The sequence below is a fragment of the Streptomyces echinatus genome, assembly GCF_014203595.1.
Lineage (GTDB): Bacteria > Actinomycetota > Actinomycetes > Streptomycetales > Streptomycetaceae > Streptomyces > Streptomyces echinatus.
On the sequence record NZ_JACHJK010000037.1, the window covers coordinates 1 to 20,095 of the forward strand.

The 20,095-nt window shown below is 71.3% G+C and carries 24 protein-coding genes and 2 pseudogenes; 10 read left to right on the top strand and 16 right to left on the bottom strand.

What is annotated here, in order from left to right; all coding sequences use genetic code 11:
- Nucleotides 1–292: 292 nt before the first annotated feature.
- The 3 genes and pseudogenes from FHS34_RS41340 to FHS34_RS41350 form a co-directional block, all read right to left on the bottom strand.
- Nucleotides 293–457 carry a hypothetical protein gene (locus FHS34_RS41340; RefSeq protein ID WP_225818018.1) on the bottom strand — a complete coding sequence of 55 codons (165 nt, stop codon included), beginning with the start codon at nucleotides 455–457 and terminating at the stop codon, nucleotides 293–295.
- Between the two features lie 77 nt (nucleotides 458–534).
- Nucleotides 535–747: pseudogene (locus FHS34_RS41345) on the bottom strand (transposase); the annotation flags it as partial.
- A 166-nt stretch (nucleotides 748–913) separates the two neighbouring features.
- Complete coding sequence (locus FHS34_RS41350) at nucleotides 914–1,369, bottom strand: ATP-binding protein (RefSeq protein WP_184976006.1); 456 nt, start codon at nucleotides 1,367–1,369, stop codon at nucleotides 914–916.
- A 407-nt stretch (nucleotides 1,370–1,776) separates the two neighbouring features.
- Here FHS34_RS41350 and FHS34_RS41355 point away from each other — a divergent pair, with 407 nt between their 5' ends.
- The 4 genes from FHS34_RS41355 (at nucleotide 1,777) to FHS34_RS41370 (ending at nucleotide 4,872) form a co-directional block, all read left to right on the top strand.
- On the top strand, nucleotides 1,777–2,580 hold the full coding sequence (locus FHS34_RS41355) for an alpha/beta fold hydrolase (RefSeq protein ID WP_184975964.1): 804 nt from the start codon (nucleotides 1,777–1,779) through the stop codon (nucleotides 2,578–2,580).
- Complete coding sequence (locus tag FHS34_RS41360; RefSeq protein WP_184975967.1) at nucleotides 2,580–3,851, top strand: SpoIIE family protein phosphatase; 1,272 nt, start codon at nucleotides 2,580–2,582, stop codon at nucleotides 3,849–3,851. The genes FHS34_RS41355 and FHS34_RS41360 overlap by 1 nt, the downstream gene beginning before the upstream one ends.
- A gap of 15 nt (nucleotides 3,852–3,866) precedes the next feature.
- Nucleotides 3,867–4,202: an STAS domain-containing protein gene (locus FHS34_RS41365; RefSeq protein ID WP_184975970.1), complete on the top strand. Its 336-nt coding sequence runs from the start codon at nucleotides 3,867–3,869 to the stop codon at nucleotides 4,200–4,202.
- 340 nt (nucleotides 4,203–4,542) lie between these two features.
- Entirely contained in the window at nucleotides 4,543–4,872 is a 330-nt protein-coding gene (locus FHS34_RS41370) for an STAS domain-containing protein (RefSeq protein WP_225818028.1), read from the top strand.
- 187 nt (nucleotides 4,873–5,059) lie between these two features.
- Here the strand turns inward: FHS34_RS41370 and FHS34_RS41375 are convergent, their stop codons facing one another.
- From FHS34_RS41375 to FHS34_RS41410, 8 genes are all read right to left on the bottom strand, one after another.
- Nucleotides 5,060–5,905 carry an RNA polymerase sigma factor SigF gene (locus FHS34_RS41375; RefSeq protein ID WP_184975976.1) on the bottom strand — a complete coding sequence of 282 codons (846 nt, stop codon included), beginning with the start codon at nucleotides 5,903–5,905 and terminating at the stop codon, nucleotides 5,060–5,062.
- Nucleotides 5,906–6,378: 473 nt separating this feature from the next.
- The gene (locus FHS34_RS41380) at nucleotides 6,379–6,816 is read right to left on the bottom strand and encodes a GNAT family N-acetyltransferase (protein WP_184975979.1); all 438 of its coding nucleotides are present in this window, start codon (nucleotides 6,814–6,816) and stop codon (nucleotides 6,379–6,381) included.
- Nucleotides 6,817–6,949: 133 nt separating this feature from the next.
- The gene (tatC, locus tag FHS34_RS41385; protein WP_184975982.1) at nucleotides 6,950–7,762 is read right to left on the bottom strand and encodes a twin-arginine translocase subunit TatC; all 813 of its coding nucleotides are present in this window, start codon (nucleotides 7,760–7,762) and stop codon (nucleotides 6,950–6,952) included.
- A gap of 9 nt (nucleotides 7,763–7,771) precedes the next feature.
- Nucleotides 7,772–7,972, bottom strand: coding sequence for a Sec-independent protein translocase subunit TatA (gene tatA, locus FHS34_RS41390; RefSeq protein WP_184976009.1), 201 nt, complete (start codon nucleotides 7,970–7,972; stop codon nucleotides 7,772–7,774).
- Nucleotides 7,973–8,107: 135 nt separating this feature from the next.
- Complete coding sequence (locus tag FHS34_RS41395) at nucleotides 8,108–8,524, bottom strand: hypothetical protein (protein WP_184976012.1); 417 nt, start codon at nucleotides 8,522–8,524, stop codon at nucleotides 8,108–8,110.
- A 16-nt stretch (nucleotides 8,525–8,540) separates the two neighbouring features.
- Nucleotides 8,541–8,963: an ATP-binding protein gene (locus FHS34_RS41400; RefSeq protein WP_225818020.1), complete on the bottom strand. Its 423-nt coding sequence runs from the start codon at nucleotides 8,961–8,963 to the stop codon at nucleotides 8,541–8,543.
- A 533-nt stretch (nucleotides 8,964–9,496) separates the two neighbouring features.
- Nucleotides 9,497–10,294 (bottom strand): anti-sigma factor family protein, encoded by a 798-nt coding sequence (locus FHS34_RS41405; protein ID WP_184975984.1) that lies wholly within the window; start codon nucleotides 10,292–10,294, stop codon nucleotides 9,497–9,499.
- A 25-nt stretch (nucleotides 10,295–10,319) separates the two neighbouring features.
- Complete coding sequence (locus FHS34_RS41410) at nucleotides 10,320–10,919, bottom strand: sigma-70 family RNA polymerase sigma factor (protein WP_184975987.1); 600 nt, start codon at nucleotides 10,917–10,919, stop codon at nucleotides 10,320–10,322.
- 553 nt (nucleotides 10,920–11,472) lie between these two features.
- Between FHS34_RS41410 and FHS34_RS43260 the strand changes: the two genes are divergently transcribed.
- Genes FHS34_RS43260 through FHS34_RS41430 form a run of 4 tightly spaced genes read left to right on the top strand, consistent with a single transcriptional unit; the run spans nucleotide 11,473 to nucleotide 13,756 of the window.
- Nucleotides 11,473–12,024, top strand: a complete 552-nt coding sequence (locus FHS34_RS43260) for a cupredoxin domain-containing protein (RefSeq protein WP_225818022.1) — start codon at nucleotides 11,473–11,475, stop codon at nucleotides 12,022–12,024.
- Complete coding sequence (locus FHS34_RS41420) at nucleotides 12,021–13,019, top strand: metallophosphoesterase family protein (protein WP_221510119.1); 999 nt, start codon at nucleotides 12,021–12,023, stop codon at nucleotides 13,017–13,019. The genes FHS34_RS43260 and FHS34_RS41420 overlap by 4 nt, the downstream gene beginning before the upstream one ends.
- Entirely contained in the window at nucleotides 13,016–13,465 is a 450-nt protein-coding gene (locus tag FHS34_RS41425) for a hypothetical protein (RefSeq protein WP_184975989.1), read from the top strand. Before FHS34_RS41420 ends, FHS34_RS41425 begins: the two co-directional genes overlap by 4 nt.
- An 18-nt stretch (nucleotides 13,466–13,483) precedes the next feature.
- Complete coding sequence (locus FHS34_RS41430; protein WP_184975992.1) at nucleotides 13,484–13,756, top strand: hypothetical protein; 273 nt, start codon at nucleotides 13,484–13,486, stop codon at nucleotides 13,754–13,756.
- A 109-nt stretch (nucleotides 13,757–13,865) separates the two neighbouring features.
- Here FHS34_RS41430 and FHS34_RS41435 read toward each other — a convergent pair whose 3' ends face one another.
- The gene (locus FHS34_RS41435) at nucleotides 13,866–14,255 is read right to left on the bottom strand and encodes an STAS domain-containing protein (RefSeq protein WP_184975995.1); all 390 of its coding nucleotides are present in this window, start codon (nucleotides 14,253–14,255) and stop codon (nucleotides 13,866–13,868) included.
- Nucleotides 14,252–15,058: pseudogene (locus tag FHS34_RS41440) on the bottom strand (cobalamin B12-binding domain-containing protein); the annotation flags it as partial. The pseudogene FHS34_RS41440 and the gene FHS34_RS41435, both read right to left, overlap by 4 nt.
- A 1,475-nt stretch (nucleotides 15,059–16,533) precedes the next feature.
- Between FHS34_RS41440 and FHS34_RS41445 the strand changes: the two are divergent.
- A complete protein-coding gene (locus FHS34_RS41445) occupies nucleotides 16,534–16,962 on the top strand; it encodes a hypothetical protein (protein WP_225818024.1) in 429 nt (142 codons plus the stop codon).
- Here FHS34_RS41445 and FHS34_RS41450 read toward each other — a convergent pair.
- Nucleotides 16,959–17,435, bottom strand: a complete 477-nt coding sequence (locus FHS34_RS41450; RefSeq protein WP_225818026.1) for a DUF4267 domain-containing protein — start codon at nucleotides 17,433–17,435, stop codon at nucleotides 16,959–16,961. The genes FHS34_RS41445 and FHS34_RS41450 overlap by 4 nt on opposite strands.
- Before the next feature lie 41 nt (nucleotides 17,436–17,476).
- Complete coding sequence (locus tag FHS34_RS41455; RefSeq protein WP_184975998.1) at nucleotides 17,477–17,923, bottom strand: anthrone oxygenase family protein; 447 nt, start codon at nucleotides 17,921–17,923, stop codon at nucleotides 17,477–17,479.
- Nucleotides 17,924–18,013: 90 nt separating this feature from the next.
- On the opposite strand from FHS34_RS41455, the gene FHS34_RS41460 reads away from it, so the two are divergent.
- Nucleotides 18,014–18,592 carry a TetR/AcrR family transcriptional regulator gene (locus FHS34_RS41460; RefSeq protein WP_184976001.1) on the top strand — a complete coding sequence of 193 codons (579 nt, stop codon included), beginning with the start codon at nucleotides 18,014–18,016 and terminating at the stop codon, nucleotides 18,590–18,592.
- Nucleotides 18,593–18,868: 276 nt separating this feature from the next.
- On the opposite strand, the gene FHS34_RS41465 is transcribed toward FHS34_RS41460, so the two are convergent.
- The coding region (locus FHS34_RS41465; protein ID WP_184976004.1) for a xanthine dehydrogenase family protein molybdopterin-binding subunit at nucleotides 18,869–20,095 on the bottom strand (1,227 nt) is incomplete at its 5' end.

Below are 20,095 nucleotides of genomic sequence, written 5' to 3' on the forward strand. Positions count from 1 at the left end.
GGGAGCGTCCGGCACCACCGATTCCACCGGTGACGCCTGGCAGACGTTCAGACTGGTCGCCCCGCCCACCGGCGCCGAACTCGACATCCTGTCGACCCTCCGGGACACCTCCTCCTCCCCCTACTCCTTCCCCGTGCACACCTGGGTTCCGATCGCCTGCTGACCGGACGGAGTCACTGAGATGCGCTGCCCCAGGAAACCTCCGTCGGCCCTGGTGGGCGGCCGCTGGGGTCCCGGCGACCGGATCCACCCGAAGCAGTTCCGTGGCAAGACATCTCAGGGCGCCAGGAAGTCAAGCTGGTTCCTCGGTCGTCGGCTTGTGGGCCAGGAAACTGGCGAACTTCCAGTTCCGTTTCTCGTCGGGCTCCTGCACCAGCTGAGCGGTGATGGTGAATCCGGCCTGGTTCAGCAGCTCGGCGAGCTGGTGTGCGGGCAGCCGATACGACGCGTAGGACACCGGGTGGCCGCCATAGCCGTGTGTCGGACGGCGGTGCTCACCGGTGCCTATGTGGCCGGCGAGGAGGAGATGCCCGCCGGGCGAGGCTGGAGGGCTGAGAAGGCCCGGAGGAAGCCCGCGTGCAGGAGCGGGTTGTTCTCGACGAAGCGTCGGCCGCCGAAGCGTTGCTTGCCGGAGGCGCGGGTGACCGGGGTGGACCCGGCGTAGGACGTGAGTGCTCTGGCGTCGGCGAAGCGGGGCCGGAGAGCGTCCGCCGCTGCTTCAAGCCGTCCCCGGAGGGGATTGCCGGGCTCACCGGCTTGCCGGCCCCCGGCGGCAGCAGGCGCTGAACGCCGGAGCGGTTGTGTGTCGTTCCTCCGCCAAGGCCCGCGGCTTGGCTGCGGTGGTACCGCAACCGTCGAACTCGTCGTCGCATTCGACGCAAGCCCCAAGGCGCCTGTCATCAGGCGGTGGTGGTCACGCCGTCGCCTGATGCCCAACGGGGCGCTTTGTGACGTGACCGAGCGGATCGTCTTTCAGCGCCAGGCGCGCGATGATGCGCTTGCCGACCGGTTCCCGCATCGCTTCAAAGCCCTGGCAGACCGCCATCACGATCTCCAGGCCATGCTGCCCCACCCGGCCCGCCTCCGCGGCCCGCGCCATCGGCAGCACCGGATCGCAGTCCCACACCTGGATCTCGACCAGCTCACCGGCGATGCGCACATCCAGCAGGATGGGGCCGGCGGCGTACTTGCAGGCGTTGGTGACCAACTCGCTCACCACCAGCCGCGTCAGTTCCAGGGCTCGCTGGGAGACGGCGACGCCGTGCTCGGTACGCATCCGGGTCAAGAAGCCGACGGCCATGTCGCGTGCCTCGGCGATGCAGGAACCCTGCCCCTCGAAAGCTGCCGAGGCGTGCAGGGGGCCGTCCATGGGGTGGAATGCCATGAATGCCACGTTGTCCTCGCCCGACAGGGCCCGTTTCATCGGCGTCACCTTCACTCGTCCTCCATCCAGCCGCGTGTACCCCTGATCGGCTCGGAAATCCCCTTGGACATGGCGGGAGACTGTTGGCTGTGCCCCATCTGGTGTCGCTCCTACGATGTCCCGGGCAGTGTTTCGAATGGACATGTCGGGACCTTCACGTACTCCGGCGGCACCGGCACCCTTCTCGCCGCCTGCTGCCAGGTCGCCTCTCCGGCGTTCGTCCGGCCGGCTCGCGGGCCGGGCGCCCTTCGCCGGCGGTGGCCGCGTCGGACCGGTTGTAGAGGTGGCGTGTGGACCCTGGGCCGATTCGATGCCGTACCGGAGCAGTGGCCAAAGCTTGAGAGACTGACGAGATGGATACCGTTCGCAGGAACAACGTCACCGTCACCGGCAACCCGCAGGGGCGCCCGGTGGTGCTGGCCCACGGCTTCGGCTGTGACCAGAACATGTGGCGGCTGACCGTCCCTGCGCTGGCCGAGGACTACCGGGTCGTGTTGTTCGACTATGTAGGTTCGGGCCGCTCGGAGCCGTCCGCGTTCCAGGAGGACCGTTACTCCTCCCTGGACGGCTACGCGGGTGATGTGGTGGAGGTGTGCGAGGCGCTCGACCTGCGCGATGCGGTGTTCGTGGGGCATTCGGTCAGCGCGATGACCGGGGTGCTGGCCGCCGGCACGGCTCCCGAGCGGATCGGTGCGCTGGTGATGGTGGCCCCGTCTCCCCGCTACATCGACGACGACGGCTACCGGGGCGGCTTCAGCGCCGACGACATCGATGAACTGCTGGCGTCCCTGGAGGCCAACTACCTGGGCTGGTCGGCGGCGATGGCCCCGCTCATCATGGGCAACGCCGAGCGGCCCGAGCTCGGTGAGGAGCTGAAGAACAGCTTCTGCGCCACCGACCCCGAGATGGCGCGCGTCTTCGCCCGGACCACGTTTCTGTCGGACTCCAGGGACGACCTGAAGCAGGTGGCGGTGCCGACGCTGGTGCTGGAGTGCAGCCAGGACGTCATCGCGCCGCGGGAGGTCGGCGCCTTCGTCCACCGGGCGATCCCCGGGTCGACGCTGGTCACCCTGGATGCGACCGGGCACTGCCCCCACCTGTCCGCGCCCGAAGCCACCAATGAGGCGATCCTTAAGTTCCTGGCGGCTCTGCGGTGATGTGCCGCACCGGGCGGCAGCCCGATCCCCACGAGGCCGGCGACGAGAAGGCGGCGGATGCCGCGTTCGCCGCGCTGCTGGAGGACAGCGCCGAGGACCTGTACGAGTCCGCCCCCTGCGGATATCTGTCCACCCTGATGGACGGCACCATCGCGAAGATCAACACCACTCTGCTGAACTGGCTCGGCCTCGAACGCCAGACGGTCGTGGGCCGAATGCGGTTCACCGACCTGCTGACCGTCGGCGGCAAGCTCTATCACGAGACGCACTTCGCGCCGCTGCTGCGGATGCAGGACGAGATCAGCGGCATCGCCCTGGAAATCAAGCAGGACGGTGGCGGCCGGATACCTGTGCTGGTCTCCTCGGTGATCAAGTACGGCAGCATGGGCGAGCTGCTGCTGATCCGCACCACCATCTTCGACGCCCGGGACCGCCGCGCCTACGAAGAAGAGCTCCTGCGCGGCCGGAAGGCGGCCGAGGAGGCACGCAAGCAGGCGGAGGCCGACCGTGCCCGGCTGCAGGACGCCCTCGCCGTGCTCCAGCAGTCGCTGCTGCCCGACACCTTGCCGCAGGTCCCGGGGGTGGAGACGTCCGCCTACTACCACACCGCCTCTCCCGACCGGCTCGGCGGCGACTTCTACGACGTCTTCCCCGTCGACGGCAAACGCTTCGCGTTCTTCCTCGGCGACGTGTGCGGCAAAGGTCCCGAGGCCGCCGCGCTGACCTCACTGACCCGCTACACCCTGCGCGCCGCCGCCCTGCACAACCCCGAGCCGGTCTCGGCCCTGACCACACTCAACAAGGTGCTCCACGAGCGCTATTCGGGCAGCGGAGACCCTCGCTACTGCACCGCCGTCTTCGGCACCCTCGAGGCCGGCCCCGCCACGGGACAGACAACCGTCCGCCTCGCTTCGGGCGGCCACCCGCCGGCCCTGGTCCTGCGCGCCGACGGCACAGCCGACTACCTGCCGACCCCCGGCGGCCTCCTCGTCGGGGTGCTGCCCGAGGCCCGCTTCACCACCGCCGCCACCGTCCTCAGCCCTGGGGACACCCTCCTGCTCTACACCGACGGTCTCACCGAAGCACGCACCGGGAAGGACCGCACCAGCCTCTACGGGGACGACGGCCTGCTCGCCTTCGCGACCAGCCACGCCGGCACACCACCACACGCCGTCGTCCAGGCCCTGACCGGCCTGCTCGACAGCTTCGGCGACGGCCTCGACGACGACACCGCCCTGCTCGCCCTCGGCGTCCCCGCCTCCCACCCCTGAGACCAGAAACCGCGAATGAGCCCACTGAAGATCACCACCCGAGACGCCACGACCGGTCCCGTTTGGGAGATCAGCGGCGCACTCGACTACACCACCGCCCCCGAGCTGCTTGCCCGGCTCACCACCCTGGCGCTCCGACCGGGCCGGCGCCTCGTCCTGGACCTGACCGGCATGGACTTCTGCGACTCCAGCGGCATCAGCGCCCTGATCGCCGCCCGCAACCACGCCCACGCCCAACAAGCCGACGTCGCCCTCGCCGCGGTCCCCGCGCATACGCTGCGCGTGCTCCGCATCGTCGGCCTCGATCAGATCTTCCCGCTCTACCCCGACAGCGCCACCGCCGCCAGGTAGCGGGTGGGCCGCATCAGGTGAACGGCGAATCATCTTCGAACAGCGACTCGTGACTCCCCCAGGCTGCTCTCTCACAAGGCAGGAGCGCCTGGCGGCCACGAGGCTGTGTGCCTGGTGTGCCAGGGGCCGCCTGTGCGACGCTCGAAGGGCGACCAGCCTGGTCTGGTGGGAGGCCCCGCGCCGGTCCTGAAGGTCATTTTCGCGGTGACCGGGACGCGGTGCGGGTTGTCTCGCTCGGCTGTATGCGGCCCCATGCCGCGTGCTTGATGCCCTCCGTCCCGGAGGGCGTGATGGGCTCGACCCCAAAATCGAGGGGCGAACCGTGAACGCTTTGACCGTGGTGACACGGCAGCAACCCGACCGCACTGTGATCACCGTGAGCGGTGAGATGGACCTGCAGACCTGCCCGGCACTGGCCGAGGCCACCTCCATCATCCCGCTGGCCGGCAAGGCGCTGTGCCTGGATCTGTCGGCAGTGCCCTTCATGGACTCCAGCGGCCTGAACCTGCTGATCCAGCTGCGCCGCCGTCTCCACGCCGAAGGCGGCCTCCTCGCCGTCGCCGGACTGCAGACCCAGCCCGCACACCTGCTGGAACTGACAGAGGCCAGCGAACTGTTCACCGTGATACCCACCGGTGCGGACGGCTCCGGCGAAGCCCTGACCGCTTGACCGGCCGAGGCAGGCCACGTGGCCCCGTGCCCATCTACCCTGCCGCAAGGGGAGTTGAGGCCCGACGAACGGTGCGGGTCGCGCCTCCGGCAACCTGCTCCGGCACGTACCGGCCTTCTGGCCGGCCCCGCGATGACGACGCGAGGCCCGCCGCGGAACGCGGCGGGCCTTTCCGGACGGTGCCGGCTCAGCCGGTGGTGAGCAGGCCTTCGCGCAGGCGGGCCAGGCAGCGCGAAAGCAGTCGGGAGACGTGCATCTGGGAGACGCCGAGGCGTTCGCCGATCTGGGCCTGGGTGAGTTCCTCCACGAAGCGCATGTGGATGATCTGCCGGTCCCTTGCGTCGAGTTCGGCGATCAGCGGAGCCAGGGCGTGGAAGTCCTCCACCAGCTCCAGCGCGGTGTCCTCGGTGCCGATGAAGTCCTGCAGCGCGGCCTCGCCGTCCTCGCTGCCGCCGATCGCGGCGTCCAGGGAGGCGGAGTTGTAGCCGTTGGCGGCCAGGCGCGCCTCGCGGACCTCCTCCTCGGGCAGGCTCATCAGCTCCGACAGCTCCTTCACCGTCGGGGTACGCCCCAGGCGGCTGCGCAGCTCCTCCGTCGCCCGGGCGAGCTGGACGCGGGCCTCCTGCAGCCGACGGGGTACGTGCACCGCCCAGGTGGTGTCGCGGAAGAAGCGCTTGATCTCACCGACGATGTAGGGGATGGCGAACGAGGTGAACTCCGCCTCCCGCGACAGCTCGAACCGGTCGATGGCCTTGATCAGGCCGATCATGCCGACCTGGACGATGTCCTCCATCTCCTCCGGACCGCGGCTGCGGAACCGGCCGGCCGCATAGCGGACCAGGGACATGTTCATCTCGATCAGCGTGTTGCGGGCGTAGCTGTACTCGGCCGTGCCCTCCTCCAGCACCGCCAGCTGCTCGAAGAACAGGCGTGACAGCTCACGGGCGTCCTTCGGCGCGACCCGGGAGGGGTCGGCAACTTCCGGCAGCTCTGTGTTCCGCGTGTCCGTTGCCGGCGTGCTCATGAGCGCCATGAAGTTCCCCTCCCAAGGTCGAGTCAGTGCCGCGGCCGGCCGCCAAGCGAGCCGACGAGGCGGCGGTTACCCCCTCATTTTCCATCCATGCCTGTCTTCACACGAACCGGGGTTCAGGTTGTGACCTGTACCGTCGACGGCCGGCAGGCCGTGTTCCTGGGCGGTCAGGAGGCGTGGCGGAGCGGAGCGGCGGCGGGGCCGACCGCGCCGGGGCCGAGCTTGGCGCGGATGCGGTCCGCGGCCGCTTCTGGCCGCTTCTGCGGGGAGCCGAGAGTCTCGGGCGCAGTCCGAGCTGATCCGCTGAGTGACCTGGTCGGCGGCGACAAGGTCCTCACCGCGCAAGGTCATGCCCGGTCGGCCGGGTCGGCTGGAGGCCGGCAGTGGACCGAGCCCAGATCGCGGCCCTGAGCCCCGCTCTCCCACCACCGATGAAGTTCGTCAGCGGAATCAACCAGACACTCGAAGGCCAGGGCCTACTGGCCGATCGGGAAGCGATAGACCCGCGACTGCCGGGCCTGAAAACCGAGACGTTCATACAACCGGTTCGCCGCCTCACGATCCGGCCTGGACGTGAGGTCCACCGTTCGGGCACCCGCCTCATGAGCGAGCCGCAAAGCCTCCTGAGTAAGAAGGCCCGCGATCCCGCGGCCACGCGCGGCACCATCTACGACTACGTCTTCGATCCGGCCTCGCAGCCCAGACGGCAAAGGCGACAGCACAAGGGTCAGACAGCCCACGATCGCTTCGGGCGTCCGCGCGACGAACACGTTGTTCGCGTCGCACTTGACCAGCCGGTCGACCGCCTCGTGGTCGAGGGCCTCGGCAGTCGCAGAGAGCTGAGGAAGTAACTGACCCAAAGCTTTAACCAGCTCCGGGTCCGCTTCACGAACGATCTCTACCCTCACATCCATCCCTGCAGCCTAGGCGGGCTGCGGGGCGGGCATGTCCGGAGCGGGCGCGGCCTTGCGTGTTTCGCGCATCATCAGCAGGCCGTTGACAAAGGAGGACCGGCGCGCGGTCTGAGCGCGTTGTCAGTGCGTGCGGCTACGGCTGCCCCCTCGGCGCCCTGCGCCGGTCACCGAGGAGGGAGAAGGCGACGGCGGCGAAGTAGAGCGCCCAGATCGGCGCGGCCAGCGCCAGCATGGTCAGCGGGTCCGTGCTCGGCGTCGCCACGGCCGAGAAGACCGTGATGCCCACGACCATGGCGCGCCACCGGCCCAGCATCCGCCGGCCGGACAGCACTCCGGTGAGGTTCAGCATCACCAGCAGCAGCGGCATCTCGAAGGCGAGACCGAAGACGACCACCATGCGGGTGACGAGGTCGAGCAGTTCGTCCAGCGGCAGCAGGTTGTTCACCCCGTGCGGGGTGAGGCCGATCAGCACCCTCGCGGTCCTGGGCAGCATCTCGTAGGCGAAGAAGGCGCCGCCGAGGAACAGCGGGACGCCCGTGCCGGCGAACGCGCAGGCGTATTTCCGCTCGCGCTGGTGCAGGCCGGGGGCGGCGAACGCCCACAGCTGGTACAGCCATACCGGAGAGGCCAGCACGACGCCGGCCACCAGCGAGACCTTCAGCGCCAGGGTGAAGGGGGCGAGCAGACCGTTGATCGTGATGTGCGCGCAGACGGTGTGCGCGGTCTGCCCGGCCGGACCGGCGAAGGAGGCCGGGCAGCCGACCGATGCCAGGACCGGTCTGATCAGGAGGCTGATGATCTTCTTGTAGGAGAAGGCCGCGAGGACCGTCACGACCAGGATGGCGAGGACGGCCTTGGCGAGCCGGTTGCGGAGTTCACGAAGGTGCTCCGCGAGCGGCATCCGCCCCTCGGGGTCCTTCTTCCGCGCGCGGACCTGCCGGGGCATGCCGAGGCCTCACGTGCGGTGCTCGGGGCGCGCCTCGTCCGAGGCGTCCGAGGCGTCGTCGTCCCGCATCGCCCTGGTCTCGCTCCTCAGGATCCGCAGGGACTTGCCCAGCGCCCGGGCGGTGTCGGGCAGTTTCTTCGAGCCGAATATCATGATCACGACCGCGGCCAGGACCAGCAGGTGCCAGGGTTCCAGCGCGTTGCGGAACATCGTCACACCGCCCTTCCGCATGCGCCGGCGCCCGTACCGCGCGGCCGTTCCTGTCGCCGGGTGTCGCTGTCGTCGCTGGTCATGTTTCCTTCTTCCGGTCGGGTCGGGTCGCAGCCGCTCCAGCTCGGGGCCGGTTCAGGTTCCCGGGCGCCCGGCAGCCGTCCAGGCGGCATACTCCTGGCGGACGTAGAGGCGGCGGCTGTGGGCGAGCGTGATCGTGTCGGGATGACGCGGACCGGCCACGAGGCCGGGGTGGCGGCGGTCGTGCCGGACGAGTTGTCCGGCGGTCTCCGCGGCGGCCGCGACCGGGCACGGGCCGGGGGCGGCGCAGGCCAGCCGGTCCATGAGGGCGGCCCGGCGCAGCAGCCGGACGCGCTCGGCGGCCGTCGCATCGGCCGGGGGGCCGGTGCCGGGCCCGGCCCGGCGCCCGTCGCGTTCGGCTTCGAGTGCGAGCACCTGGTGCATCTCGCGGCGCAGGTCCGGTGCGTCGGCGTACGCCTCGTGCAGGGGCGGGACGTCGACGCCCTCGGTGTGGTCCGGGGTCCTGTCCATGGTCACTTCCTCCTGGTCAGGACGAGCACCGCAGCCGGGCGCGGACCTCGCGGCCACTGCCTGTCTGGTGGGCCTCGGTCGACTGGGCGAGGTACTGGACGATGCCGGTGCCGCGGCCGTGTTCGTCGGGAGCGATGTCGGGGCGGTGGCGCTCCACCGCCCTGCCGGAGTCGGCGACCACGATGTGCAGCGTGCCGTCGTCGAGGACGAGCCGCAGGGTCATCCGCTCGCGGCCGTACCGGGCGGCGTTGGCGGCGAGTTCGTCGATGATGAGGATGGCGGAGTCCCGCTTGCTCGCGGGTACCTGCCAGGCTTCCAGCACATCCGCCGTGAAGTGGCGGACGGCGCCGACGTGCGCCTCCTGCGCGGGCAGGGTGAGCTGCACCTCGTGGCGGCAGGGTCGGCCGGGCTGTGGACCCGTGCGGGGGGAGTCGGTCACGAACATCGTTCTCTGGCTCTTCCGTGAGTGTGGGGAGACCGGGAGGGCGGACCACCAGCGGCAACCACTCGGGGTGTCGGCGGGCTGATCCTGCAAGGCGCGCTCATGTGGTTTCACGGCTGAGGCATGCTGAACGGTTCGAGCAATCGGCCCTTTTCGCCCGACTTCTTGCGGCTCGTCTCAGGGCGGCGGCCCGGCCGGGCTCACCGGGCCGCCGAGCCGGAATCCGCTGCCGGACACGGGCCGGCCGGGCACCGTGGCCCGCTTCCCCGCCGATGCTGGCGCCGGGCGGGGGCCGGTGCGCGGCGCCGCCGAACCGGGCGGAGACGCCGCTGCCGGAGCGTCGCCCCACGGGTCCGGGGAGGCACGCCCCTGCCCGGGTACCGGCCCGGCCGACGCCCGTCGGCCTCCCGGCGACGGAGGTACCGGCGCCGGAGCCGTGCCGCGCGGTGGAAGCGGCCGGCGACGGCGGCCACGCGCACACGGGAGGAGGCCGGTGCCCTGAGCACCGGCCTCCTCGAACCGCCGTCGGGTCACGCCCGCATCGTGACCAGCTTCTGACCGTTGTCCGCGATGATCTCGAAGTGCTGGATGGCCTCGGGGGCCATGGCGACCGTCCCGGGGATCGTGGTGCCGGAAGGGTACTTGCCGGCCCACCAGGTGGCGCCGTCCGCCCTGGCTCCGTCGGGGCCGACCGCTTGCAGCCGGCAGGTGGTCCCGGCGGGTGCCCCCCTGGCCGAGACCTGCAGGACACTGCCCCAGACGGAGGGCGAGACCCGCACCGAGGCGGAGACGCCGGTGGCGGAATCGCTTCCGGAGAAGGTGCGTGTGAACGCGGTCGCGCTCGACCCGGGCGGCGCCGCCACGCTGCCCACGGTGCCGACGGCGGCCAGCCAGGCGCCGCCGGCCGCTGCCGCGGTGAGCGCCACCGAGGCGGCCGCGCCGGCCAGTTGCAGGCGCCGGGTCCTGCGGCGCCGGGTCGCGGCCTGCTGGAGCAGTCTCTCCAGCACGCCTCCCTCCCGCGTGTGCGGTGTCACGGGCACCGCGGGCACCGCGGGCTCTTCGGGTGACTGGCCGCGCACGGTTTCGCCCGCCCGTGCCACCAGCCGGTCGGCCAGGTTCCCGTCGGCCGTCGGCACCGCAGGCCTCGAAGCCTCCGCCGGGGTCACCGTCGCCAGCAGCGCGGGCAGTCCCGCCAGCCGGGCGTGTTCCGCCTGGCACTCGGCGCAGTGCACGAGGTGCGCTCGGACCTGCTCCGCTTCCTCCGGTGGCAGGGTGCCCAGGACGTACGCTCCGAGCGCCAGCCGGAGATCGTCGTGCTCCGTGCTCACGATCGCCACCTCCCGCACGACCCGGTCACGGCTCGATCCCGCGTTCCTGCAACGCCAGCCGCAGGGCGTGCAGGGCGTAGTACGTCCGCGACTTCACCGTGCCCAGCGGGATGCCCAGCACGCGTGCCGCCTCCGCCATGGTCCGGCCCCGGTAGTAGGTCTCCAGCAGGACGGCGCGGTGGTCCAGGGACAGCGACCGGACGGCGTCGGCGACCGCCCAGCTCTGCAGTGCCTGATCGATCTCGTCCTCGCCCGGGTTCTGCTCGGCGGCCCGCTCCAGCGCCTCGCCGCCGGTCTCGGCCAGTCTCGCCTGCCGGGCCCGGTGGGCGTCGATGACCAGGTGCCGGGCGACCGTGCACAGCCACGCCCGGGCCGGACCGCGTGCGGGGTCGAACGCATCGGGGTGCTGCCACGCCCGGAGCAGTGTCTCCTGCACCACGTCCTCCGCCCATTGCCAGTCTCCCGAGGTCAGTCGCAGTACGTAGTGGAACAGGGGTCCCGCGTGCTCGGCGTACAGAGTGCGCAGCAGTTCCTCGTCTGCGGTCGAAAACGTCCCTTCACCAGAGACACGGTCCGCGGAGCGATCCGGCCGGGTCCGCGGGCCACGTTTTCGGTTCCAGGGCATGAGCCGATCGTCGCGCATATGTGTGGCTTTGTCCTGTAACGCACGGGAAGGCACGGGTGACGTCCGCCGAGTGTCGTGGGCGAGGTGCTCCCGCCGGTCCGCGCGGCACCGCCGGCACTCCGTGTGCGTGGCGACGGGGACCCTGGCCGACCTGCGGTGATACCGATTCGTCCGGAAAAAGTGCGCATCTGTCGAACCGTGGGACCCCCGCCGCCCGTGGAGCGGGACAAGAGCCGGCTCCGGCGTGATTCCCCACCGGTTCCCCACGCGGCAGAGGAGGGGCGGAGACGGCCGGGACACGCCACGCGGCGGGAACGCTCCCGGCGCCGTCCGCCCCGCCCCCGCCCGCACCTCGGCGGCACGCCGGGGCGCACGTGCGGCGCGGGGCACGGCCGGGGCGAGCGGCGGTACGGGGCGACACCCCGGCCCGTCCGCCGGCCGGCCGGTGCGGGCCACGCGCCCACGAACACGGCATCCACCACACCTTCGCGCGGGTGCGCGCGCCGATCCGGCGCGGTCCACGTCTCCGCCTGATCAACGAGGAACGGACACCATGTACCTGAACCTTCGCGCGCCGGGCCGCCGGTCACGCGCCGCGGCCGGGGCGGCCGTCGTCATCGTCGCCACGAGCGGCGCCCTGGGGCTCCTCAGCGCATGCGGCCAGTCGTCGCACTCCGCGGCGACCGGAGCCGCCGCCCTCACACCCGGCCCGGGTCAGCACCGGACGGCGGGGATGCCCGGCGCCACGGGGCCGGGCGGCGCCGCTTCCGGCACCCCGCCGATGCCGAGCATGAGCATGACCATGCCCACGAGTCCCTCGGCCAAGGGCGCCCAGGCCGCGCCGGTCAGCGGCGACGCGGTGGCGATCAGGAACTTCGCCTTCTCCCCGGCCACGCTGAAGATCAAGGTGGGCACGACGGTGACCTGGACCAACCAGGACACCGACGCCCACACCGTCACCATCACCGGGTCGGGCGGCCCGTTGCGTTCGGCCGCCCTGGCCACCCACGCCACCTACCGCCACACGTTCACCGAGCCCGGCACCTACGCCTACCTCTGCACCATCCATCCGTTCATGACCGCCACCGTGGAGGTGACCCGATGACCGATCCCTGGAACAGCCACGACGGAGCACCGGCCGAGGACACCGGCCGGCCCGATACCGAGCACGGCATGACCCGGCGTCAGCTCATGCGGCACACCGCCTGGTTCGGCGGCGCCGTGGTGCTCACCGTAGCCAGTGGACAGGTGATCAGCCAGATCGCCGACTCCCGGGAAGGCACCGCCCGGGCCAGCACCGGGGCCCCCGCCGAGAGCGGGGCGCTGCGGTTCGTACAGGTCTCCGACAGCCACATCGGGTTCCAGGGGCCGGCCAACACGGATGTGGCCGGCTCGTTCTCCGAGGCGATCCACCAGGTCAACACGCTCGGCTTCCGGCCCGACTTCGTGATGCACAGCGGTGACCTGACCCACCTGTCCACAGCCGGGCAGTTCGACCAGGTCAAGCAGATGATGACCGGGATGCGGACGGACCGCGTCTTCACCGTGCCGGGCGAGCACGACTCCATCGGCGACGCGGGCCGCGCCTACCGGCGGACCTTCGGCACGGGCACGCTCGGCGACGGCTGGTACAGCTTCGACACCCACGGCGTGCACTTCATCGCCCTGGTCAACACCCTGAGCCTGGAGAAGCTCGGCCACCTCGGCAACGCCCAGATCGACTTCGTCCGCAAGGACCTCGCCGGGCTGCCGTCGGACACCCCCATCGTGGTCTTCAGCCACATCCCGCTGTTCGCCATGTACCCGCGGTGGGGCTGGAGCACGGACGACGCCCTCAAGGTCATCGCCCTCCTGCGCCGCTTCTCCTCCGTCACCTGCCTCAACGGGCACGTCCACCAGCTCTTCACCAAGACCGAGGGCAACATCACCTTCCACTCCGCCACCACCACCGCCTATCCCCTGCCCCACCCGGGCCGCGCTCCCGCCCCCACGCCGCAGGTCGTCCCCGCCCGGCAGCTCAAGGAGGCTCTCGGTATCCGCAGCGTCGGCTACCGCCGGGGCGAGCGCGAGCTGGCCATCACGGACCAGAGGCTCGTATGAACACCCGACGCGTCCTCGCCGCCCTCCTGCGGCCGGCGACCGCCGCGGCCCTCGCCGCCGGCGGATACCTCCACGCCCAGCTCTACGTCGACGGCTACCGCTTCATCCCCGTCATCGGCCCCCTGTTCCTGCTCCAGGCCGGCGCTTCCTTCGCCCTCGCCATCCTGCTGCTCGCCGGAACACCGCCCCTGCTGCTGAGGATCGCGGCGGCAGGCGTCGCGCTCGGCGCCCTGGGCGGCTTCGCCGCTTCGCGCACCGTCGGGGTGTTCGGATTCACCGAGCACGGTCTGCGACCCGCGCCACAAGCCGCCCTCAGCCTTCTCGCCGAAACCGGCACGCTGCTGCTGCTCGCCGTCTGGCAGGTGACCCTGGCCGGACGCCCCCGCGCCGCCCGGCCGCCCACCGGGACGGCCACCTGGGCCACCACCCGCACACCACCCGGCTGAACCACCCGAGGACACCCCATGCACCTGCAACCACGCCCGGGGATCGCCTGGCCGAGCCCGCGTCTGCGCGAACTGAACCATGTCGTACGGGCCCTGCTCGGCCTGGACGACGACACAGCCGTCGTCATCCGTCAGCTCGTCCGTGACGAGGCCGGCCAGCCACCGCTCCAGACCGTCGTCTCGGTGCTGCCCATGGAGGGTGAACCCCACCGCTGGGTGCTCCACCGCCCCGCCGAGCAGATCACCGAGCACGAACTGCGGGCCGCCCTGCTCGGCCACGGACCGCGCTGACCGGCACCACCCGGCAGCCCCGGAGCTCGCGAGCGGCGTCGCCTTCGCGCCGGTGCACGGATGTGCACCGGCGCGAACGAAACCCCTGGGCCCTGTCGTCTGGATCGGCCTAAGCGTCACCTCTCGCGGTTCTTCGGCGCCAGTCCCGGGTCTCCTCCCCGCTCACGGGGGCGAGGAGGTGGTCCAGCACGTTCGTCAGGCGCAGCATGCGCTCCAGGACGTCGGGCCGGTGGTCCAGGTACAGCGTGGCGCCGATGGCGGCGGCCCGGCGGCGAACCGTCAGCAGGGCGGACAGGCCGGAGGAGTCGATCCAGGTCAGATCGCGGAAATCCAGCCGTACGTCACTCAGCTCCGCCTGGTCGGCGGTCAGGTGCCGGGCGGCCATGTCGGTCAGGCCGTCGCAGGTGTCGTAATCGAGCTCGCCGGCCACCCGCACGGTGAGCGTGCCGGCCGTGCGGTAGACGGTGACGGTGAATTCGGTGGGATGCAGGTTGGTCATGCGGGGAGGTGGGGGCCGGGGACAGGACGGGTGGGGCGGTCGAGCACCGCGGCACTGCCTTCGCGCAGGTGGCCGAGCGTGCGGGGGAACTCACGGAGCTGTCCGGCCAGGATCTCCAGGCCGAGCAGCAGGGAACGGGCGGGCACGTGTCTGGCTTCGAGTACGTCGGCGGTCCAGGTCAGGAACGCGGTGAAGATCCCGGGGTCGTCGACGTAGAGGGCGGCGGTCAGGAAGTCGACGATGTGGGCGAGGTCCTCCGCGGTGTGCTCGCGCTGGGCGTCGTCGTAGCCGCGCATGGCCGGGAACCGGGCTTCGAGGTCGGCGAGGGTCTGTTTGACGAGCACGGGCCGGGACTGGGCGACCATCGTGTACTCCTGGTCGGCCAGGTGCGGCAGGTCGTCCGCCACCTGGCGGATCGCCGCCGGGCCGGGCCGGGCGAGGCCCGACTCGAGCGCCGCGGCCGCGCCGCGGGCGTCGGCCGCCCACCGGTCGGCGCCGAGCAGGCGGGCGCGGCGGCCGTCCGCGCCGAAGGCCCGGCCGCCCGCCAGGACGGGGACGCCGATGGCCTGGCAGGCCGTGACGGCGGCGTGGGCGGTCGGCAGATGGGTCGGCAGCTATGCGGACAGCAGGACGGCGTCGGGGTTGGTGAGGTGCAGGTGGGCGACCAGATGGGAGGTGGGGGTCCGGGCGCCGAGGTAGTCGACCTGCCAGCCGCGCAGCCGGAGCACCTGGGCGACGAGCCGGGCGGGGAAGGCGTGCCATTCGCCGTCGACGCAGCCGACCGTCACCCGGCCACGGCGCGGGGCGGGCCAGGGCAGCTCGTTGGGCCGGACGGAGATCGTGAGGGACTCGCGGCCATGGGGGGGTAGGAGGTCCCCGGCAGCCAGCTGGGAACTGGAATCGGTATCCGTAACCCCACCCCCCTTCCTCTCGACAGGGCAGTCTCGTACGACATCCGTCTGGTCCGAACAGGTGGCGGTTTCAGAGCGGCGACGCCATGAGGGGGACGTCCTTGAGGGTCGGGGCAGGGGCGGTGCCAGCGTGCGGGGTGGCGCCACCGGCCGGAGGCGTCCCGGGCGACGTCGACGCCGACCTCGATGACCAGCTCGGGCTCCACCAGTGTCACGTTCAGAGTCTCGCGTCTCCCCCATCGGGCGGAGAACGACCAGCCCGTTCACGGATGACCGGCCCCCGCCGCGGTGAGCAGACCGGCGACTGCGGCCACTTCTGCCCGGGGGCAGGGGCGTGGTGCGGCCGACGTAGGCCAGCCGGCCGGCGGGGTCGTACCGGCCGAGCAGCAGCGTGCGGGGACCGGCCAGCGAGCCGGTGACCGCACCCACGATTCCGTCTGTCGTCTAGCGGACCTTGTACTTGAGCCAGCCGCCCCTGGCCGCGGGCCGGTAGACGTCATCGAGCCGATTGAAGACCACCCCCTCCGGATCGACAGATTCCCAGGTCAGGCACTCGCACACGGTGTCTGGGGCGGTGATCGACGGGCCCAGCGAGCGCCAGGCCGCCCTCCTCGGCAAGAGCGTCGAGGCCGGCGTGCTCGCCGGTGAGCACCGGGTGCTTCGCCAGGAGGTTGGCCCAGATCTCGTCCTCGGGTCGCAGCGGCGGATAGTCGAGTTAAGGCCCTCTTCATCCTGCGCCACCCCTCCCACGCCCGCCCCTGACACCAACCAGGACGAGGGGCTCGCCGCCTCACACATTCCCTCGCCCGCTCGTACCCGAGCCACAAGGCCTGCCTCCCCGGCTGATGCCGACAGCAGCTGCCGACCACACGCGCCCTCACGGGGGCCCATCCCGCCACCAACGGATGGTCCCCGGGGCACTCCCCGGCGCCTGGCGGGCGTAACCCTCCCCGCTTCCAAGGTCATATGGCAGCCATTCACCGTGCCGCCCGCACACACCCCGACGGAGTCCCCTATGACGCTGCGCTACAGCACCGAGAGCACCCTGTTGCCAACGAACGCCCCCGACCTGCTCGACTGGGCGGCCGCCCACATCGAGAATCGGGGTTTCCACGACGGCCGAGACGGCGGCCTCTTCGGCAAGAATGGCACCACCACCCGATACCTCGTCCCCAGCATGGCGGGCGCCTTCGACGTTGCGGCAGGCGACGGCCGCCGCAGCAGCGAGCGCACCTACGACTACCCCGCCCTGTACGCCGCCGAACGCCTCGCGCTCGATGTCCTGTCGGACTACCTCGCAGGCGGAGCCATGCCGCATGACCCCCACGGGGAGGACGAAAACCATGCACCCGAGATGAGTCCAGCCCATGCCCCAGCTATCCACCCGTTCCACCGCCGCCGAACTCGACCGCCAGGTACACCGCCTGTACGCCGTGGCCCGCCGCGCACGCGCCCTCGCCGGCATTCTGACCCACCCGCAGGCAACCGGCGACGGCGTCGCCTACGCCTCCGCCCGCATCCCGCGAGCGCTGTCCGCAGCACAACGGCTCCTGGCCCTTCCCGGCGTCGCCGCCCACCAGGAGACGCCCTACGCCCTCTCCTTCCTCACGCAAGCCGAGCAGCAGCTCAACGCCCCGTCGACCAGCCTGCTGCGCCTGCCGCCGCAGCCCGACAGGCTGCTGCTCGGGCCGATGACGCCGACGACGATCTCCGCGTGGTCGTCTTCGGGCACTTCGAGGAGCGCTGCCGCTCCCTGGTCGACGCCGCGGCGGTCCAACCGGTCCTCGGCCGACTAGGCTGGACCGACCGCGAGCGCCAAGCCAGCGAAGCACTCCAGCAGCAGGCCGCTCGGTGGGGACTGACTGAGGACGCCAATGACGCACGTCTTGCGTGTTTCGCGCATCATCAGCAGGCCGTTGACCACCATCAGTGTCGCGGTCAGGCCGTGGACGCCGAGGGCGGTGGCCACGGAGCCGTGGTGGGCCAGCACGGTGGTCATGTCGCCGTACGCGGCGAGTGCCTCCACCAGCAGCACCCAGCCCAGCGCCCGGCGGTGGCCCGTCACCAGCAGGATGCCCAGGACCAGAGCCAGGACGACGTCGCGGATTCCCTTGATGACCAGGAAGCCGGCGCCGTCGCCGGACGGCCAGTTCGGCAGGCCGAAGCCCGGCGCCGTCGTCTCCGGGCTCAGGATGAACTCCGTCCCGAACCAGAGGATGAAGAGGATGAAGGCGGCGGTCAGAACAGTATTGATCTTCTTCAGTGACATTGCTCTTCTCCTTACGGGTCTTCGTCGGAGCAGCGGTGGTGTCAGGTGAGGGCGGCGACCAGCAGGGTGAAGGCGGCGATGATGACGGCGACGCGGAGGTAGTGGTAGCGGCCCCAGCGGTGCAGTTGCTGCTTCCAGTCGGCGGGCCGGTTGTCGGGGGTCCAGGTCTTGTTCCGGTTGTTGATCGGGACGAGCAGCAGCATCGACATGACCACGCTGACGATCAGCAGGCCGGCGGCGGTGACGACGAGTCCGGCGCCGTGGTGGTGCCATCCGGCGACGGCCCAGATCGCGCTGAGGACGAGCGAGCCTATGTACCAGAACGGCATCAGGGCGCCGAGCATCCGGCCGCCGTGGGCGTGGCCGAGCTGGCCGCTGTCCTCGGGAAGCGCGTCCAGGATCCGGTTCATGATGAAGGCGACGGAGAACTCCACCCCCACCATCAGGCCGACGACGACGGTGGTGACGACTTCGAGTGTGTCGAGCATGAGGACCCCTCCGTGAACTAGCGTTGCTAGCTGGCATGGCAACGCTAGCGCTACTGTCGCTCGGATGTCTAGCGGTGCTAGGATCGATTCATGTCGGTAAAGGAACGCAAGGATCGCGAACGGGCGGCCCGCGAACGCCTCATCGTCGCGGCGGCCCGCGAACTCGCCGAGCAGCAGGGCTGGGACGCAGTCACCACCCGCCAGCTCGCCGAGCGCATCGAGTACAGCCAGCCCGTCCTCTACAGCCACTTCCGCGGCAAGCGCGAGATCATCGGCGCCGTCGCCCTGGAGGGTGCCGCCGAGCTGGCCGCGGCGGTGCGGGCCGCGACCGCCGGCGTGGACGGCCCGCGCGAACGGGTCGCCGCCCTGGCCCGTGCCTACCTCGACTTCGCCGAGCGCAACCCGGCGGTCTACGACGCCATCTTCCAGCTCGACGGCGGCCTGGCGTACGCGCAGGAGGACACCCCGGAGCCCCTGAAGGACGCCTTCGCCGCGCTGATGGAGACCCTGAGCGAGGTCGCCGGGAACGGCATCGACCCAGGGCTGTTCACCGAGTTGTTCTGGGCGTCCCTGCACGGGCTCGCCACCCTGACCCGCACGGGCCGCCTGCTGGACGAGTACGCCGAGCCGAGGGTGGAGCTGCTGGTGGACCGGCTCGCCATGGTCTGACGCACCGATTCGGCGGGGCCACGGCCGAGCCCCTCGGGCCCCGCATGCCGGACGGGGCACCCGCCCCGGAGGCTGCGGTGCTGATTGATCACGAACCGCGCAAGAAGCGTCAAGGCGGTCACGACGGCCACGGAAAGAAGGAAGCACTCACCCGAAAGCGAGCAACAAGCGTGTCCACTCGCGAGGGGAGCTGGCCGGCCATGGCACGTGGGGAGGAAGGCCGGGGTCAAACAGAGCGGCGACGACGGATCCGACGGCGGCTGCCGGATCCGAGCCCTACCGCGACGTGTGCGGAGGCGCCGTGCTTCGGCCCCCGGACGTCGCGGCCTGGCCCCCGGCGAGGACGCGGTCCGGTCGGATGGGCAGGTGGCGGTGGCGTGCGCCGGTCGCGTGCCAGATCGCGTTGGCGATGGCGGCTGCGGCGCCGACGATGCCGATCTCGCCGATGCCCTTGATGCCGACCGGGTCGTTCGGGTCCGTGTCGTCGATCCAGTCCGCCTCGATGTGCGGTACGTCGGCGTGTGTGGCCACGTGGTAGCCGGCGAGGTCGGCGCCGACGTGGCCGCCCGAGGCGCGGTCCCGCAGGGCCTCCTCGTGCAGGGCCATGGAGATGCCCCAGATCATGCCGCCCTGGAGCTGGTTGCGTGCGGTGAGCGGGTTGACGATCCGGCCCGCCGCGAAGATGCCGAGCATGCGGCGCACGCGCACCTCGCCGGTGCTGACGTCCACGGCGACCTCGGCGAACTGCGCGCCGAACGAGTGCCGTTCGGCCGAGGTGAGGGCCTCGATGGCAGCGGAGGTGTCCGACCGGACGGTGATTCCCTCCTCCGGTATGCCGGTGCCGCCGGCCAGCCGCTCGCGCAGCTCGCCGGCCGCGGTCGTGATCGCCCAGGACCAGGAGCGGGTGCCCATCGAACGGCCGGCGATCATCGCCGGGCCGAAGTCGCTGTCGCCGATGCGCACTTGGACCCGCTCCGGGGGCACCTGGAGGGCGTCCGCGGCGACCAGGGTGAGTGCGGTACGGGCCCCGGTGCCGATGTCGGCCGCGGAGATCCGGACGGTGAACGTGCCGTCCGCGTGTGCGGTGGCGGTGGCCGTGGAGGGCGCGGCGCCCGCTCCGAAGGAGGCCGCCGCCGTCCCGGTACCGAGCAGCCAGCGTCCGTCCTTGCGTATTCCGGGGCGCGGGTCCCGGTCCGCCCAGTTGAACCTGCGGGCGCCTTCGCGGAAGCAGGCGGTCAGGTTGCGACCGGCGAACGGCAGCCCGGACACCGGCCCCTTGCCGGGTTCGTTGCGCAGACGCAGTTCGATGGGGTCGATCCCGCACTTCTCGGCGAGTTCGTCGAGCGCCGACTCCAGCGCGAACGAGCCTGGCGCCTTGCCCGGGGCGCGCATCCATGTGGGGGTCGGTACGTCGAGCGGTACGACGCGGTTGGCGGTGTGGTGGGCGTCGGCGTCGTACATCACCCGGGCCACGCCGGCGCTCGGTTCGACGAATTCGTACAC